Here is a 17,589-nt window from a genome sequence, read left to right on the forward strand (position 1 = left end):
TAAGGTTTATAAAGTTCATAGACCCTGCGGGCGCTTTGTTTATGACAGTAAAGCTGTCAATTGAATTATTGACCTTATAAACTTTACGAACTTTATAAACCTTATAAACTTTTTCCTATCTTTGTAAATTCATTCGTGAAGAGTTAGATAGAAAAATAGAAAAAATAATATAAGGTGCTAAAGATGAAGAAACTACACCTGTATATGCTGAAAAGCTTTGTAGGTCCTTTCGTGGCGACGTTTTTTATTAGTATGTTCGTCTTGATTATGCAATTTTTGTGGCGATACATTGACGATCTCGTGGGGAAAGGATTGGATGGTGACGTGATTATACATTTGTTGTCTTACGTGGCTTTGACCTTGGTTCCGATGGGATTGCCTCTGGCGGTGCTTTTGGCCTCTATCATGACTTTCGGGAGTCTGGGAGAGAATTACGAGTTGACGGCATTGAAGGCGGCGGGTATTTCTTTATACCGGATCATGCAACCGTTGATTTTTTTAATTATCCTGTTCACGATTGCGGCTTTCTTCTTTTCCAATAACGTGCTTCCTTACGCGAATCTGAAAGCCAGTACCTTGCTTTATGATATCAAGAAACAGAAACCGGAATTGTCGTTGAAAGAAGGGGTGTTTATTAATGATATCGAGGGGTATAGTATTAAGGTGGATAAGATAGACAAGAAGACGGGGATGATGTATGACATGCTGATTTACAGTCACCCGAAAAACACCAGAAGGGGAAACTTTGAAACGACGATAGCCGATTCCGGGATAATGGAAGCCGATAAGTCCGGACTGTTTATGGAAGTGCAGTTGTATAACGGTTTTACTTACACGGACGAGGGCGGAAAGTCGGGGAATAAGGATACATATCCTTTCCGGAGGGTGAAATTCGATAAACAGTTTTTCGTGATCCCGTTGGCTGATAATCAATTGCAACGTTCGGATGATGATCTGTTCAAGGATAGTTACGGGATGTTGAATATCGTTCAGTTGGAGAATGCCGTTGATTCTTTGCAGAAACGATTGAGCGGACAGAAAAAAGGAACAATCAAAGGTATGTTGAGTGATAATTATCTGATAAAGAAAGAACGGAATCCACAACGGGATAGTGTGTTCGTGGAGGAAACGAGAGGGGAAGCGAGGGATTTGGATAGTTTGTATCAGAATTTTGACATACAGGAGCAGAAGAGTGCCGTGGATGCAGCTTTGAAGTTTGCCAAGAGTGCGCAGGAAAAGCATAGATGGGATTTGCAGGTAAATTCTAGGGACGAGGCGAGTATCCGCAGGTACAATATCGAGTGGCACCGGAAGTTCACGCTTTCGTTCGCTTGTTTTATTTTCTTCTTTATCGGTGCGCCTTTGGGAGGTATTATCCGAAAAGGAGGTCTGGGGGCACCCGTGGTTGTGTCGATATTCTTGTTTATCATGTATTACATTATATGGATGATGGGAGAGCGTGCGGCACGCGAGGGAGCATTGGAGCCGTGGCAGGGAATGTGGATTTCTTCCGTGATTCTTTTGCCGTTGGGGGCTATATTGACCTACACGGCGATGACCGATTCGGCTATAATGAGCAGTGAGTCTTACATGAATTTTATCAAGAAGATTGTCGGATTCTTTAAAAAGAAGAAAAAGGATGCGTAAATTGAGAATCGTGTACATGGGAACGCCGGATTTCGCGGTGTATCCTTTGCAGAAGTTATTGGAGGCAGGACAAAATATCGTGGCTGTCGTGACGAATCCGGATAAGCCTGCGGGGAGAGGGCAAAAGTTGCAGGAGTCCGCAGTGAAGAAATTTGCCGTGGAGCGGGGATTGCCCGTGTTGCAACCGGAACGTTTCCGTGACGAGCGATTTCTGGCGGAGTTAAAAGCATTTGAGGCGGATTTGCAGTTGGTGGTGGCGTTCAAGATGTTGCCGGAAGTGGTTTGGAATATGCCGCCCTTGGGTACGGTTAATTTACATGCTTCTTTGTTACCCGATTACCGTGGGGCCGCACCGATCAATTGGGCGGTGATAAACGGGGAGAAATATAGCGGAGTGACTACTTTTCTTTTAAAACACGAGATAGATACGGGAAATCTGATTTTTCAACAGCGGGTGGATATCAGCGATACCATGACTGCCGGAGAGTTGCATGATCAATTGATGACTGTCGGGGCGGATTTGTTGGTAAAGACCGTGGAGGCTATGGCAGAGGGGGAGTATCCTTTGCAGGATCAGATTGGGTTGTTGTCGGGACGTGAGCCGAAACATGCTCCCAAGATTTTCAAGGAGGATATGAAGATAGATTGGCAGCGGGAGCTGGATACGATATATAACCATATCCGCGGGTTGTCGCCGTTCCCGACCGCGTGGACGGAATTGAAGCACAAGACTACGGGAGAATGTATCTCGTTGAAGATATTTGTAGCCGAACGGATTCCGGAAAAGCATGGTAAGGAAGTTGTATTGGTGTCTGACGGGAAAAAGAGTTTGGATATCCTCGTGAACGGGGGAATTATCCGGGTGAAAGAATTGCAGTTATCCGGTAAGAAGCGGATGGGAACGGAAGAGTTTTTGCGAGGCTTCCATATCGGAGAGTATACCTTGTAATATAATCGCGTATGCATATCGGGCGGGATAAGATGCGAAGACCGATGCTCCGAAGGTGCATAGGGGGGTGCGTGTTACTCGCTTTTGTCTTGGGATGGTGGTATTTCTTGCCCGCCCCTTTATTTCGGGTTCCTTATTCAACCGTGATTCTTGACCGTGAGGGTGAGATCATGGGAATGACTGTTGCCGGGGACGGGCAGTTTCGGGTATCCGGTCGGGGGCGTCTGTCGGGAAAGTACGTGGCAGCCTTACTTTGTTTTGAGGATAAACGATTTTTCACGCACGAGGGGGTTGACCCTTTGGCTGTGGCACGTGCCTTATGGCTGAACGTGCGAAGCGGTTCGGTGGTAAGCGGGGGGAGTACTTTGACGATGCAGGTGGTACGCCTTTCCAGAGAGAACCCGCCTAGAACGATTCCGGAGAAGATTCTGGAAATGTTCCTCGCGCTTCGGTTGGAACAAAGTTACAATAAATGGGAGATTTTGAATATGTACGCCGATCATGCTCCTTTCGGGGGGAATATCGTGGGGATACAGACGGCGGCACTCAAGTATTTCAATCGTCAACCGGATGAATTGAGTTGGGCGGAAGCGGCTCTTTTGGCGGTATTGCCGAATGCTCCCGCGTTAATGTATCCGGGGAAGAATATGCCGGAACTGAAGGCGAAAAGGGATAAGTTATTGCGGGAGCTTCACGAAACGGGGTATTTCGGTGAAGATGATCTGACGGTTGCCATAGCGGAACCTTTGCCCGAACAGGTGTACAGCCCGGAGTGTATAACCCCGCATTTGTTGGCGAAGGCTTACGGGCAAAGGAGAGGACAGATCAGTTCTACTTTTATAGACTCGCGATTGCAGGCTAGGGTGAACGAGATCGTGGCGAGGCATATAGAGGTATTGAGGCATAATCATATTTATAACGCTGCCGTGTTGGTGGCACATATCCCGACCGGGGAAGTGCGGGCATACGTGGGGAATAGTCCGAAAGTGAGGGAAAACGGGGGCAATCAAGTGGATATTATTACTTCTAACCGAAGTTCCGGTAGTATTTTGAAACCGGCGTTGTATGCTTTGATGCAGCAATCCGGTTACATCCTGCCGGGGACAATCGTGTCGGATGTGCCTTCCCGTTTCGGGAGTTATACCCCCTCTAATTTTAATAAAGATTTTCAAGGGATTGTACCCGCGGGGAAAGCATTGTCCATGTCTTTGAATATTCCGTTCGTTCGTTTGCTGCGGGAGTACGGGGTGGAGCATTTTTATGATGATTTGAAAAAGATGGGAATAACCACCTTGGATCGTAAGGCCGAGAATTACGGGTTGAGCCTTATTTTGGGCGGGGCGGAATGTAAGTTGTGGGATTTGTGTAATATGTACGGGGGGATGGCTTCTATTCTGAGGCATTATTCGGAATGTGACGGGGCTGGTTTTGACCACGAATTTAGGCGTCTGCGGGTATGGGGGGACGAGGTGACAGATAGTACGGTTATTAGGCAAAATGTGGTAACGGCTTCGGCGGTTTGGCTTACTCTCAAGGCATTACAGGACGTGGAACGACCGGATTTAGAGTCGGGGTGGAAGAATTTTGCATCTTCAATGAATTTGTCTTGGAAGACGGGAACGAGTTTCGGTTTTCGGGATGCTTGGGCGGTCGGGGTGAACCCGGAGTACGTGGTTGGGGTGTGGGTTGGTAATGCGGACGGCGAAGGGCGTCCCGGACTGATCGGGGTGAGAGCTGCCGCACCGATATTGTTTGAAGTGGCATCCCTGTTGCGAACGGATGAACGTTTTTATATGCCGAGGGAAGAAATGGTGGAAATGACCGTGTGCCGGAAGAGTGGCTATCGGGCTTCCGATATTTGCCCGGAAACGGATACCGTGTGGATAGCCCGTGCGGGAGAGAAGACTGCCGTTTGTCCTTATCATCGTTTGGTAAATTTGGATTTGGCGGGGAAGTATCGCATCGATTCGGAATGCGAGTCCGTCAATCAGATGAAGATAGAGCCTTGGTTCGTGTTATCGCCCGTGCAGGAGTGGTATTATGCCCGCACGCATGCGGATTACAAGAAATTGCCGCCTTATCGTGCGGATTGCCAACGGGGACAGGATGACGTGATGGAAATGATTTATCCTCAACGGGGATTAAGAGTGTTTATTCCTAAAGATTTAGGGGGTATCGTGAGAGGGGTTGTATTTGAAATGGCTCACCGGGAGCCGTCGACAGTGGTTTATTGGCATATTGACAATCAATTTTTGGGAACAACCCGTTATCATCACCAATTAGAGGTGAATGTTGCGCCGGGACGGCATGTTCTGCATTTAGTGGATGCCAAGGGGAATACGCTACGACAGAGTTTTGTGGTGGTGGATGGAGAAAAGTAAGGTTTGTAAAGTTCATAAAGTTTATATGGTTCATAAAGTTACGGGTGTCCTTTGGACAGCATTCATTGACAGCTTTGCTGTCATCAACAAAGCGCCCGCAGGGTCAATGAACCTTATGAACTTTATAAACCTTATGAACTTTCGACTCCATTATTGTCTATTCACATCTCTGGAACTTGCTTGGGCGGTAGGCATGATTTGGATGTCGTTCAGGCAAATATGCGCGGGACGGGTGACGGCAAAGACGATGGTGTCGGCGATGTCTTCTCCCGTGAGCGGGATGATCCCTTTGTAAACATTATCGGCAGCTTGTTGGTCACCCTTGTAACGAACAACGGAGAATTCGGTTTCTACCATGCCGGGGGCGATGTTGGTTACTTTGATGTTGTGTTTCAGCATGTCAATCCGCATGGCTTTGGAAAGGGCGTCCACTGCGTGTTTGGTGGCGCAATAAACATTTCCGCCGGGATATACTTCTTTACCGGCGACAGAGGCTATATTTACGATGTGTCCTTTATTATTTTTAATCATCAAGGGAGCGACTTCGCGTGTGATGTAGAGTAAGCCTTTCACGTTCGTGTCGATCATGCGTTCCCAATCATCCAGAATACCGTCTTGAATAGGAGAAGTACCCACGGCAAGTCCGGCATTGTTCAAGAGTACATCTATATTTTTCCACGTATCCGGCAGACCGGAAATGGCATCGTGAACTTCTTGTTGATTGCGGACGTCAAATTGAAGTGCCAGTACACGGGTTCCTTTAGCTTTTAATTCGTTTTCAAAAGCGGTTAAACGGTCACCCCGACGTCCGGTGATGATGATGTCATACCCGATTTCAGCTAATTTAATGGCTGTTGCTTTTCCGATACCGGAAGTTGCTCCTGTGATTAATGCTATCTTGCTCATAAGTACATTTATTTAAAAATCTGTTGTGCGAAGGTAGGTGTTAATTGATGAATTTGGAAATTTGGAAATGTGAAAAATGGGTAGGGCTTGAAATTTTTCTTACTTTTGGATTTTGTAACTTACAACTTGTAACCTGTAACTTGTAACCTGCAACGTGGCGAAGCCACATAAGACTATGTATAAAGAGATAGAATTAAGAATAACACCGGAAGAGGCGCATGATAAAGAAATCGTCGATGATTTGTTAGCGAAAAGATTGCACGTGGATAGCGAGAGAATCAAACATATAGAGATTCTTCGTAAGTCTATTGATGCACGGCAACGTCAAGTTGTGATACAGTTGAAAGTGGGAGTGCATATAGACCGGATAGAACAGAAAGAGAGGGAATTTGTTCCGTTGTACAAAGATGTATCACAAGCGGAAACGGTGGTAGTCGTGGGGGCAGGTCCGGCGGGATTGTTCGCGGCGTTGAGGCTGATCGAGCGGGGGAAACGACCGATTGTGTTGGAGAGAGGTAAACGTGTGGAAGAGCGGAAGTTGGATTTGAACAGTCTGTATAAAACCGGGATTGCCGATGAGGATTCGAATTACGGTTTCGGCGAAGGCGGAGCCGGGACTTTTTCGGACGGGAAATTGTTTACACGTTCCAAAAAGCGGGGAAATGTAAATCGTATTCTGGAAATTCTGGTATATCATGGGGCTTCCGAGAGTATATTGATAGACGCGCACCCGCACATCGGTACGGACAAGTTGCCGCAGGTGATTGTCAATATCCGTAAAACGATAGAGCAATACGGGGGAGAAGTACGGTTTAACAGCCGGGTGACGGATATTATTATAGAGGAAAATCGGGTGAGGGGTGTTGTCGTTGGTAATCAAGAGATTCGGGCGGAGCATGTGATTTTGGCGACGGGACATTCTGCCCGTGACGTGTATCGGATGCTGCATGCCCGTGACGTGTTGATGCAGCCGAAAGAGTTTGCAGTAGGATTACGGCTGGAACACCCGCAGGCTTTGATTGACCGGATTCAATATCATAATCCGCGAGGGAGAGGGGATTTCTTGCCTGCCGCGGAGTATAGTTTCGTGACAAACGTGGACGGTCGGGGTGTTTATTCCTTTTGCATGTGTCCGGGAGGTGTGGTTGTACCCGCTTGCACGGGACCCGGTCAACAGGTGGTAAATGGTATGTCGGCTTCGGGACGGAACACGGCATGGGCAAATTCCGCCATGGTGACCTCTATCGGGGAGGCGGAATTGGTCGGGATGAATTATAACGGTTTGTTTGCCGGAATGGAGTTCCAAGAGGATTTGGAACGAATGGCATGGGAAGAAGGCGGACGAAATTTATACGCTCCGGCACAACGATTGACTCATTTTCTGCGGGGGCATTTGAGCGAGAATTTGCCTAGGACATCTTATAAACCGGGAGTACGTGCCACGTTGTTCGGGGAGTGGTTGCCGGAAGTGGTGTACCGTCGACTTTGTACGGGATTGGAGCAATTCGGGAAGAAGGCGAGAGGTTTTATCACGGAAGAGGCTGTTCTGTTAGGCGTGGAGAGTCGGACGTCTTCACCTTTAAGGATTCCGCGGGAGGCGGAAGGTATGGAGCATCCCCAAATAAAGGGATTGTATCCGTGTGGTGAGGGAGCGGGGTATGCTGGAGGGATTGTTTCCGCTGCGATGGACGGGGAAGGGTGTGCCGAGGTCATTTGTTAAAAGAAAAGGGTGATTTTGCGACTTAGCGGCTGTACGAGTATTAATTTGATTTGTTTTTTTCGTAAAAAATTTGCTTTAATCGAGAAAATACCTACATTTGTCGACATATAAGAAAATTTATTAGTTCTAATCCTAAAACTATTGATTATGAATAAGGCTCAATTAATTGACGCAATTGCTGAAAAAGCTGGTTTGACTAAAGCAGATTCTAAAAAAGCATTAGAGGCTTTTGTTGCTACTGTTGGTGAATCTTTGAAAAGTGGGGATAAAGTAGCATTAGTAGGTTTCGGTTCTTTCTCTATCTCTGAGAGAAGTGCAAGAAGCGGAAGAAACCCACAAACGGGAAAGACTATCCAGATACCGGCAAAGAAAGTGGTGAAATTTAGACCTGGTGCTGAATTGGAAGGCCAACTATAATTACCATTTTGAAGATAAAAAGAGGGTGTTGAAAGACACCCTTTTTTTGTGTTTGTAAAGTTTATGAAGTTCTTAAGGTTCATAAAGTTCGTATTATTCATGAAATTTTGTACTTTTACCTTATAAACTTTATGAACTTTGTAACTTTATAAACTGTTTATATGCATTCGATTAGAGAACAAGTAGAGTATTTGAGCGAGTTCGTGACGGACTATAAAAATGATTTATTTACAAGATTGGTGAACGAGCGGACGAGTTATGTCACGATGGTGCTGGAGGATTTATACCAAGAACACAATTGCAGTGCAGTCTTGCGTTCTTGTGATTGTTTCGGGATTCAGAACGTGCATATTATCGAGGGGGAGAACAGTTTTCACGATAATTCGGAAATTTCTATGGGAGCTTCCGATTGGTTGACGATACATCGGCACAGGCAGAAAGAGAATAACACGATAGAGGCAATCGAAACGTTGCGTGCGCAAGGGTATCGGATTATTGCAACGACTCCGCACGAGCGGGATACATACATAGATCAGTTGGATTTGCAAGCGGGGAAAATGGCTTTTTTCATGGGAACGGAGTTGACCGGATTGTCGGACGAGGTATTGGCGAGAGCGGATGAATTTGTGAAAGTGCCCATGTACGGTTTCACGGAAAGTTATAATGTAAGTGTATGCGCGGCTTTATTGATGTATAGTGTCGTGCAACGGTTGCGACAGACGGATATCGACTGGCATCTGTCGGAAGAGGAGCGGGAACGGGTGTTGTTCACTTGGTATAAACGCTCCGTTAAAGCATCAAAACAGATATTAGAACGGTTTAATCAGAATCAGTAAGTTATGTACTATTTGAAATGTAAACATTGCAATCATCTTAACGAGGTGAAATCGGAATACATGGTGGTTTGCGGCTTGTGTAACCGGAAACTGGAGGATAACTTTAAAGATTGGAAAGTCCGTCATCCGGAAAAAACGTTTGAGGATTTTCAACGGGAGGTATGTTTGACGGAAGAGCAGGTGAAGAAAGGCGATTTGTCAAAACCCGCGGGAAAGAAAAACAAGAAAGGGATTATAGCCGGGGCAATAGGGGCTTTGCTGATGGTGTTGTTTATCGGTTTGCTGGTAGGTGAGTTTACCAAAACATATAAGGCACAATTCGGGGGTTCGGATGTTCCGGTGTTGAAACAACAATGGTACACGGGAAGTTATGCCGGTGGGGTTTCACTGACAACCCCGAAAGCAATGAAATCAGCCGGTGCAATGCTCCGTAACCGGTTGCCGGAGGAAGTACAAGCCTTAATCAAAGAGATGGATGTGTATTCGTATTCGGGTTACGGGGTGGATTTAACGTTCATGTTTTCGGAATATGTCCCGGAAGTCGGAAAAGCTGATTTGGAAGGAGCGGCCGAGGGGGCTTTGAATGATGCAAAGAATCAGCGCGGAGTATTTGATTTTAAGAATGATAAGGCGTACGCACAGATGGGGGACATGATTGGTATTGTCATGCAGGGAACATTCGTGAAAGGGGGTACGGAATATGAATTTAATATCACGATTTATGCCGACGGACTGAAACTTTACCAGTTGGTTTCAAGTAATAAAAAAGGTGACGATATTGCCCGGGGTGTTGTCCGGCGAATATATGATTCGTTTAAAGTTGCCGGGCATGAAGAATCTAAAACAGAGTAGAAATGGATGAGAAGAAGTATTTTTTGGAGCAATTTGATGATATAAAGATATTGCGTTATGATGTTCCCGTGTTCGACAGTTTGACGTTGAAGGAGAAATTGTTTGTTTATTACTTGAGTCGTGCGGCATTGGCGGGAAGGGACATCCTCTGGGACCAGAATAACAGGTATAATCTTCGCTTGCGGAAGGTGTTGGAAAAAATCCTGCGGGATTATAAAGGAGATCTGGAAGCACAGGAATTTCAGCATTTTCTGGTGTATGCCAAGAAAGTGTTTTTTGCTAACGGGATTCATCATCATTATTCGATGGAGAAATTTATCCCGGAGTTTACCCCGGAATACTTTAAATCGCTTCTGTTGGCGGTTGGAGAAGAGGAAATGTACGGGGAATTGGAGAGAGTGATTTTTGATCCGGACTATATGGCTAAACGGGTGGTGCTTGACGATGGAAAAGATCTCGTGCAGGCTTCCGCGAATAATTATTACGAGGGAGTGACGCAAAAGGAGGTAGAGGAATTTTATCGGGAGAAAAAGAAACAGAATGAATTGATTTCTTGGGGATTAAATTCCACGCTTGTGCGTGACGAACAGGGGCGGTTACGGGAAGAGGTGTGGTATGTCGGGGGAAAGTATAGTAAAGAACTTACCCGTGTTGTGGAAAACTTGGAGAAAGCGGCTGAATACGCTTGTAACGAGCATCAGAAGGAAATTATAGATTTGTTGGTACAATATTACCGGACGGGCGACCTTGCACTTTTTGACCGGTATTCGATCGAGTGGGTGAAAGAAAGTGCTGCCCCCGTTGATTTTATAAACGGTTTTATCGAGGTGTACGGTGATCCTCTGGCGTACAAGGCAAGTTGGGAGTCTGTGGTACAGATTATGGATGAAGAGGCTTGCAAACGCACTCGTAAGTTGGCGGATAATGCCTTGTGGTTCGAACGGAATGCCCCGATAGACGAACGTTTTAAAAAGAGCGAGGTCGTGGGGATTATTGCCCGTGTGGTACAGGCTGCCATGTTGGGCGGGGATTGTCATCCGGCAACTCCTATCGGGATCAATCTCCCGAATGCCGAGTGGATACGGGAGCGCTACGGGAGTAAATCCGTGACTTTGGATAATATCACGTACGCGTACAATCAAACCTCGTTGACTTCCGGCGTGCTGGACGAGTTCGCCTATTCAGAAGAGGAGAAGGAGTTGGTGCGGAAATACGGTTATCTGGGTGGAAACGTGCACACGGATTTGCATGAATGTCTAGGACATGGTTCCGGCAAAATGTTGCCCGGGGTGGGACAAGAGGCTTTGAAGAATTATTATTCCACGATAGAAGAAACGAGGGCTGATTTGTTCGCGCTCTATTATGTCATGGACCCGAAGTTGGTCGAACTGGGGGTTATCCCGTCTTTGGATGTGGCTAAAAGCGAGTATTGCAATTATATACGCAATGGTTTGATGGTGCAACTTACACGAGTGAAGTTAGGAAATAATCTGGAAGAGTCGCACATGCGCAACCGTCAATTGATAGCGTCTTGGGTGTATGAAAAAGGGAAAGCGTCAAACGTGATCGAACGGGTGGTACGTGACGGTAAGACTTATTTCACCATTCGGGATTATGACGCGTTACGTCAACTATTCGGTAAGTTACTGGCAGAGATTCAGCGGGTGAAGTCGGAAGGGGATTTCGAGGGAGCCCGGAATTTGATCGAGGGGTATGGTGTGCGGATTGATCCCGTTTTGCATCAAGAAGTTTTGGAACGTTACCGGAAGTTGAATGTTGCCCCGTATGCCGGTTTCGTGAATCCTGAATATAAATTAGTAGAAAAAGAAGGAAACATCACGGATGTGGAAATAACGTATCCGACGGATTTCTTGGCACAGATGCTGGAATACGGGAATATGTGATTATAAAGAATGTATATGATACCAATAATACTTGCTAATATTACTTTACCGTTGACCGATCCGGTATTGAAGTTTTTGTTGATTCTGATTATTATATTGGCAGCCCCGTTGTTGCTGAATAAATTGAGGATTCCCCATTTGTTGGGATTGATTATCGCGGGAGCCGTGATTGGTCCTAACGGGTTCAATCTGGTATTGAGAGATAGTAGTATCATTCTTTCCGGGACTGCCGGATTGCTGTATATTATGTTTTTGGCGGGACTGGAGATTGATTTGGGCGATTTCAAGAAGAACAAATGGAAGAGTCTGACTTTCGGTATGTACACCTTTTTAATTCCCATGGCATTGGGGACATTGGTGGGACTTTACGTGTTGAATTTTTCGATGTTGACATCCGTTTTGCTGGCGAGTATGTTCGCATCGCACACGTTGATCGCTTACCCGATTATCAGCAAATTAGGTATCACGAAAGATAAGTCCGTAGGGATTACTGTGGGGGGAACCATGATCACGGATACCTTGTCGTTGTTGGTGTTGACGGTTATTGTCGAGATGGCGGTGGGGGATATGGATGATTGGTTCTGGTATCGGCTGGGGGCGGCAATTATTATTTTCTTCGCTTTCGTGATGATCGTGTTTCCTTTGGTCGGACGTTGGTTTTTCAAACGATGTGACGATAATATTTCACAGTATATATTTGTGTTGGTTATGGTATTCCTCGGTGCTTATCTGGCGGAGCTGGCAGGACTGGAATCCATTATCGGGGCGTTCCTTGCCGGAATGGCTCTCAATCGGTTGATACCCTCGACTTCTCCTTTGATGAACCGGGTGGAGTTCGTCGGGAATGCTATTTTTATTCCTTTTTTCCTGTTGGGGGTGGGGATGTTGATTGATTACCGGGCTTTCTTCACGAATATAGAAACAATAAAGGTTGGAGTCGTTATGATTGTGGTTGCCACGGTTGCTAAATACGCGGCTGCATGGTTGACACAAAAGACTTTTCGCTTGTCACTGGATCAACGCCGGGTGATTTTCGGGTTGAGTAATGCGCAGGCAGCGGCAACTTTGGCTGCCGTTATGGTGGGATATAACGTGATCTTGGGAGAAACACCCGCGGGAGAGCCGATTCGGCTGTTGAACGAAAGCGTGTTGAACGGTACGATTCTGATGATTTTGGTTACTTGTACGATGGCTTCTTTTGCCGCACAAAAGGGGGCGCACAATATAGCGATGGCAGAGGAACCGGAGGACAACGGGGAGATGGAGGAACATAAAGAGCGTATTTTGATTCCCGTGTCATACGAAAGAAATGTGACGGAACTGGTAAATTTGAGTACGGCGATTAAATCGAAAAAGAATAAGGACGGGTTATTTGCTTTGAACGTCATTAATAATAAAGTGTCGGATGAGGCTGCTTTCAAACAGGCAAAGAAAGTGCTGAATATGGCAGTGACGACGGCATCCGCGACGGATAACAGGTTAAATGATTTGTTACGCTACGATTTGAACGTGGTAAACGCTATTATCAGCGTGATAAAGGAACAAGGGATCACGGATCTCGTGTTGGGATTGCACCAAGGAAAAAGAGCGACTTCTTCATTTTTGGGTAATATGACCGAGGGAATATTAGGGCAGAGTAACGTGAATACTTTGGTGTATCGTCCGATGCAGCCTATTGCCACGGTGAAACGGCATTTGATTGTTGTCCCGGAACAGGCGGAGAAAGAGGTCGGTTTTTCCATGTGGGTAAACAAGGTCTGGAATATTATCCAGAACACGGGAGGTAAGGCTATATTTTACGGGACGGAAACGACTTTGGGATATTTGAAGGATATCTATAAAAAGCGTCCGATTGAAGCGGAATTTACCGTTTTCGACGATTGGGACGATTTCTTGATTATTTTCCGTGAAACGAGAGAGAATGATATGTTGTGGGTGATCATGAGCCGGAGAGATCGGATTTCTTACCACGCGAGTATGAATCGTATCCCGAATTACTTGAGCAAGTATTTCCAGATGAACGGCTTTGTGCTGGTGTACCCCATTCAGGCGGGAGAAACGGATAACAGGTATCTTGTTTAGTGCTATTTACAAGATAAATAGAAATGGGGGTGACTTTCTAAATGATAGTCACCCCTTCGTTGTGTTTATGTTTAGGTGAATTAATTGTATTGCATCATGGCCGACGTGTGTTTGTAGATAATATCGACAACTTCGCCATATCCTTCAAATTCCTTGTATATAGTCGGGTTGCCCTCTGATATAATGGAATTTCTGGAAGCATCGACAAAATGAACTTTCCCGTTTGCGGTTCCGATAGCAATTCCGGTATAACCGAACATCGTGTATCCTTCATTGAAACTTAAAGCCGTGATCGTGGCTCCCGCGTTGAAGAATACGGTTGTTTTGTTCGTGTTCACTTGATAACAATAGAGTATATCGTTATTTATGCCCCCTGTGAAGAACAGATAATCACCGGAGCGGTGGCATAAGAATTTTGTTTTAGCGGTAATCTGATCTCCTTTAGGTAATTCTTTCAATATGTCACTAACGGGGTTAATTTGTAATTTCCCGATAGATGAAGACGGCATGTAGCAAGATTGTATCCAGTGTTTCCCGTTTACATCTTTTAAGATGAAGTAAAAATAGGAGTCGTTCCAACTGGTCATCAAGTCGTCTTTACAAGGACAGGCGTATATCAGATTGTAATCACCCAGATTGTCCAGTGGTACATAGTTTTCTGGCCATTCCCCCGTACTTGAGGATACGACAGCCATTCCCGCACGGTTGTTTCCTGCCATGGAAACCAGAATGAAACGTTTGTGTTCCGGTGTGGCGTCATACGCTAAAATCGTGTTTGTCATCGAGGAATTTGCCGGTTGTGCCAATAGTGTGATATTACCACCGCTGACACCGTTATCCACGTCTATATTCATAGGTATATTGCTATAAGCATTGGATTGAAAAGCATTCGAAACGGTAATCATGCGATTGTACAGGCTCCCGTCGCTGTTTAACAACAGGTTTATTCTCTCGTTGTAGCAAACATCCACGGGTTCGAATATCTCGGGAACTTTTTCATTTACAAATTCATGTTCTGTCAGTATAACTTTCTTTAGGGTTACTCCATCCAGTTCTAAAGGACCTTGTCCACCGCGTTGAATAACGAGAACCTGATCATCCGCACTGTAACTTGAAGAGAAATGTTGAATTAATCTCACCGGGTTGCTTCCCAGGTCTTCTCCCTCGTGAAATTGTTTGTACAATTCTTTTTCGTTCCAGTATTCAAATCCATCCGGTGTTTCACCGTTACCGGGTACTTTTATGAATCCAAGACGGGACGTTCCGCTACTTTCTTTATAAAGTACCATGAATCCGGTTTTATAACGAGTTTCCACGCGGAGGATAAACATTCCGCTGTTTTTATAGGAAATATTTGTCCTCTCGTCTGTCAGGTATAATGACACGTAAAAGTCTTTGATCTCCGGGAAAACATATTTCAACACCTTGTCATGTGAAATGGTGTCCTTGTCAACGAGCCACGTGTAAGTGAAGTGGGCTTCATCTTCCGGATTCTTCCAAGTAATTTTGGGTTCGAGAACAAATTCCGTTCCCTCGATACAGGAGGAGCCGGAGTTTGAGCTTCCCGGTAATTCTATTGTCACTAAATCTTGAGGCAAATAATTGTAATTCCCGTCGTCGTCCACGCATGCGCTTAATCCGCAGATGAACCATGCCAAAAATAATATCATTAATTTTCTCATAATATTCTTTCTTTTCATGTGATGATTAATAACCTAACACGGGGATATCCGTGGACATATCGTCTAATCCCAATTCTTCGTCCGGATAAGGCGTTCCGGCATAACGTAACCGTAATAATTCCCGTTTGAATTGCAAGGCAAGGGCTCTACGCTCGTCATAGTTTTTGTTTTCCCAGTCACCGGTTCCCGTGACGTCAATTAATTTCTGGAATTTAGGTATGGAGTATTTTCCCAAGAAAACATCTTCCACGTCACTGTCCCACCATCCCGGACGGGATATCTCCGTGCTGAACCATATAATTTGTCGGGAATAAAGGCTCTGCCCGCTAAGTATTTCCGTACCGTCAGCGATATCGACAACCAGCCGAACTTTTTGATTCAAGCCTTCCCGTTTTAACGTGATGTAAAGCGTGTCCATTGTTTGTCCGGCTTTAAACAAAGCTTTGTCAGGTAGTGCGAATTGAGAGGATGAAGCCGTCGTGTATTGGCTGTTTGCTTTTAATACTATTTCTTTTGCCTCGGTTAAGGGCATACCCACGAGTTTTACGGGTAACGGTATTTCTATTTGTTGTGCCGAACCGTAGAAGAAGAACGATATCTCCATTGAGTCCGTGTAATCATTCACGAATTGCACGTAATGTTGTGAGTCATATAAAGGGATATTTTCTTTGCTGCAAGCGTTCAATAACCATGCTAATAAACCGAATAGTAATATTTTTTTCATAGTTGTTCTCCTTTATCGTTTAGAATACATCTTCTTTTTCCGGGATGGGAAGTACAAATTTGTTTCCCACGTTTACGGTTTCTCCGCTATTCTCGATGGCTATGTTCAAGCGTTTGTAAAAGAAAAACAGTTGACCTTCCGTCAAATATTCCTTTTTCATTTCCAGCGTTAATTCCTTCTGGTAACGATTCATGTCAACTGTCCGGTTGTCAGCTTGGTACGCGTCTCTGACTTTTTGCAAGTATACTTGGGCGTTCGTCGCATCGCTGGTATTATAGCGACATTCGCTGATGATATAATACATTTCAGACAGACGCAATACCGGAATCAGGTTAAAATTCGGAGTGACATCGGGAACTTCCGTGTCGAAAGATTGCCACTTTAATAAGTTGTACAATCCTGTTTCATAATTATATTCACCCAGATTCTTTCTCGAATCGTCCCCGTCTTCCGTGAAGAAGTCCGTCCATGCTTTTAGTGCGAAACGTGTGTTGTTCGTGGTTTTAAATTCGTCGTATAAGTCCGTTAATTTGTCATCATACAAGGCAAACATAATTTCCGATTTATACTTGGTATGCAATCCTTTACCGGAAGTTAATTCACTTGTTGAGGCAAAACGTAACGCGTCTTCACCACCTTCTGATGCTACAAAATGTTCCAGAACGAAACGAGCTTCTTTCTCGGCATTTGGTTCATCTCCGGCATACATGTATACCCGGGCGAGCAAACCGTGAATGGCTATGTAATTTAGTCGGATACCGCGGGAATTGAAGAAACGACCTAAATTTATACTTTGCGGGGTGTATCTCCATGTAGCGGAATACAAACCGGTTTCTGTTACATGGGTAGAATCAAAGTGGGCTACCAGATCTTTGGCTTTCGACAGATCACCGATCACGAGTTGCAAGAAATCGGATGTTTTTTGTTTCGGTTCATATTTTGACGGGTAAGTCGTGAAATAAGGTAAATACGTACCGGTTGCGTTCACTTTTGGGGACGGGGCGAATAAACGTAATAAATCGAAGTGAATGAATGCGCGCAAGGCAAGGGCTTCTCCCTCGATTAAGTCTTTTTCTGCTTTTCCCAACGGGAAGAATGTTCCGTCCTTTTTTTGAATCTCTTCAATTAATTTGTTACAGTTCGCGATGGCATTATACATCTGTATCCATAGATTGTCAATCATTTTTTTGGTATCTGCCAGATCGTAGTTGTAAGTTGCGACTTCCGGGTAAGCTTTATTCAACCTGTCGGCATTGTAATCCTGTGCGAGTACGCTTATCAATCCCCACGATAGTTCCCGCCCGTATAGACCTTGTTGAGAAAGTTCCTGATATATTCCGTTCAATGCATTACGAAAGCCTGAATAATCATCAAATAATTTCTCGTCCGTTACCTGATTTTCAGGAGAAACGTCTAACCAGTTTCCACAACCGTTCAAGGTAAACAAAGTGATGGTTGCCAGAATGATATAGTATTTTATTTTGTTCAT

Annotated in this window: 13 protein-coding genes; 9 read left to right on the forward strand and 4 right to left on the reverse strand. The window is 45.1% G+C overall.

The annotated features are described in order from the left end of the window. The first annotated feature begins 183 nt into the window (after positions 1–183). Genes L0M98_RS04965 through pbpC form a run of 3 tightly spaced genes read left to right on the forward strand, consistent with a single transcriptional unit; the run spans position 184 to position 4,977 of the window. Positions 184–1,647, forward strand: coding sequence for an LptF/LptG family permease (locus tag L0M98_RS04965; RefSeq protein WP_186975081.1), 1,464 nt, complete (start codon positions 184–186; stop codon positions 1,645–1,647). Further along, a complete protein-coding gene (fmt, locus tag L0M98_RS04970) occupies positions 1,640–2,596 on the forward strand; it encodes a methionyl-tRNA formyltransferase (protein ID WP_099292061.1) in 957 nt (318 codons plus the stop codon). Before L0M98_RS04965 ends, fmt begins: the two co-directional genes overlap by 8 nt. An 11-nt stretch (positions 2,597–2,607) precedes the next feature. Next, entirely contained in the window at positions 2,608–4,977 is a 2,370-nt protein-coding gene (gene pbpC, locus L0M98_RS04975) for a penicillin-binding protein 1C (protein WP_227215250.1), read from the forward strand. A gap of 150 nt (positions 4,978–5,127) precedes the next feature. Here pbpC and L0M98_RS04980 read toward each other — a convergent pair whose 3' ends face one another. Continuing rightward, entirely contained in the window at positions 5,128–5,883 is a 756-nt protein-coding gene (locus tag L0M98_RS04980; protein WP_186975082.1) for an SDR family NAD(P)-dependent oxidoreductase, read from the reverse strand. Positions 5,884–6,058: 175 nt separating this feature from the next. Between L0M98_RS04980 and L0M98_RS04985 the strand changes: the two genes are divergently transcribed. The 6 genes from L0M98_RS04985 to L0M98_RS05010 all read left to right on the forward strand — a co-directional run bounded on the left by L0M98_RS04985 (position 6,059) and on the right by L0M98_RS05010 (position 13,694). After that, positions 6,059–7,603 (forward strand): NAD(P)/FAD-dependent oxidoreductase, encoded by a 1,545-nt coding sequence (locus L0M98_RS04985; protein ID WP_186975083.1) that lies wholly within the window; start codon positions 6,059–6,061, stop codon positions 7,601–7,603. A gap of 147 nt (positions 7,604–7,750) precedes the next feature. Next, entirely contained in the window at positions 7,751–8,020 is a 270-nt protein-coding gene (locus L0M98_RS04990) for an HU family DNA-binding protein (RefSeq protein ID WP_099292064.1), read from the forward strand. Positions 8,021–8,181: 161 nt separating this feature from the next. Further along, positions 8,182–8,856 (forward strand): TrmH family RNA methyltransferase, encoded by a 675-nt coding sequence (locus tag L0M98_RS04995; protein WP_099292065.1) that lies wholly within the window; start codon positions 8,182–8,184, stop codon positions 8,854–8,856. Between the two features lie 3 nt (positions 8,857–8,859). Further along, positions 8,860–9,708: a hypothetical protein gene (locus L0M98_RS05000; RefSeq protein ID WP_227215251.1), complete on the forward strand. Its 849-nt coding sequence runs from the start codon at positions 8,860–8,862 to the stop codon at positions 9,706–9,708. A 2-nt stretch (positions 9,709–9,710) separates the two neighbouring features. Next, on the forward strand, positions 9,711–11,612 hold the full coding sequence (locus tag L0M98_RS05005) for a dipeptidyl-peptidase 3 family protein (protein WP_099292067.1): 1,902 nt from the start codon (positions 9,711–9,713) through the stop codon (positions 11,610–11,612). Between the two features lie 15 nt (positions 11,613–11,627). Continuing rightward, positions 11,628–13,694, forward strand: a complete 2,067-nt coding sequence (locus tag L0M98_RS05010) for a cation:proton antiporter (RefSeq protein WP_099294481.1) — start codon at positions 11,628–11,630, stop codon at positions 13,692–13,694. Between the two features lie 80 nt (positions 13,695–13,774). Here L0M98_RS05010 and L0M98_RS05015 read toward each other — a convergent pair whose 3' ends face one another. Genes L0M98_RS05015 through L0M98_RS05025 form a run of 3 tightly spaced genes read right to left on the reverse strand, consistent with a single transcriptional unit; the run spans position 13,775 to position 17,589 of the window. Continuing rightward, entirely contained in the window at positions 13,775–15,376 is a 1,602-nt protein-coding gene (locus tag L0M98_RS05015; protein WP_227215252.1) for a PKD-like family lipoprotein, read from the reverse strand. Positions 15,377–15,401: 25 nt separating this feature from the next. Next, on the reverse strand, positions 15,402–16,100 hold the full coding sequence (locus L0M98_RS05020) for a DUF4843 domain-containing protein (protein WP_227215253.1): 699 nt from the start codon (positions 16,098–16,100) through the stop codon (positions 15,402–15,404). Positions 16,101–16,119: 19 nt separating this feature from the next. Continuing rightward, on the reverse strand, positions 16,120–17,589 hold the full coding sequence (locus L0M98_RS05025) for a RagB/SusD family nutrient uptake outer membrane protein (protein WP_227215254.1): 1,470 nt from the start codon (positions 17,587–17,589) through the stop codon (positions 16,120–16,122).

The sequence above is a fragment of the Butyricimonas sp. DFI.6.44 genome, assembly GCF_022132345.1.
GTDB lineage: Bacteria > Bacteroidota > Bacteroidia > Bacteroidales > Marinifilaceae > Butyricimonas > Butyricimonas muris.

Bases quoted from the DNA above. Each gene is read 5' to 3' on its own strand.
- L0M98_RS04965 (WP_186975081.1), top strand. From the start codon at position 184: ATGAAGAAACTACACCTGTATATGCTGAAAAGCTTTGTAGGTCCTTTC.
- fmt (WP_099292061.1), top strand. From the start codon at position 1,640: ATGCGTAAATTGAGAATCGTGTACATGGGAACGCCGGATTTCGCGGTG.
- pbpC (WP_227215250.1), top strand. From the start codon at position 2,608: ATGCATATCGGGCGGGATAAGATGCGAAGACCGATGCTCCGAAGGTGC.
- L0M98_RS04980 (WP_186975082.1), bottom strand. From the start codon at position 5,883: ATGAGCAAGATAGCATTAATCACAGGAGCAACTTCCGGTATCGGAAAA.
- L0M98_RS04985 (WP_186975083.1), top strand. From the start codon at position 6,059: ATGTATAAAGAGATAGAATTAAGAATAACACCGGAAGAGGCGCATGAT.
- L0M98_RS04990 (WP_099292064.1), top strand. From the start codon at position 7,751: ATGAATAAGGCTCAATTAATTGACGCAATTGCTGAAAAAGCTGGTTTG.
- L0M98_RS04995 (WP_099292065.1), top strand. From the start codon at position 8,182: ATGCATTCGATTAGAGAACAAGTAGAGTATTTGAGCGAGTTCGTGACG.
- L0M98_RS05000 (WP_227215251.1), top strand. From the start codon at position 8,860: ATGTACTATTTGAAATGTAAACATTGCAATCATCTTAACGAGGTGAAA.
- L0M98_RS05005 (WP_099292067.1), top strand. From the start codon at position 9,711: ATGGATGAGAAGAAGTATTTTTTGGAGCAATTTGATGATATAAAGATA.
- L0M98_RS05010 (WP_099294481.1), top strand. From the start codon at position 11,628: ATGATACCAATAATACTTGCTAATATTACTTTACCGTTGACCGATCCG.
- L0M98_RS05015 (WP_227215252.1), bottom strand. From the start codon at position 15,376: ATGAGAAAATTAATGATATTATTTTTGGCATGGTTCATCTGCGGATTA.
- L0M98_RS05020 (WP_227215253.1), bottom strand. From the start codon at position 16,100: ATGAAAAAAATATTACTATTCGGTTTATTAGCATGGTTATTGAACGCT.
- L0M98_RS05025 (WP_227215254.1), bottom strand. From the start codon at position 17,589: ATGAACAAAATAAAATACTATATCATTCTGGCAACCATCACTTTGTTT.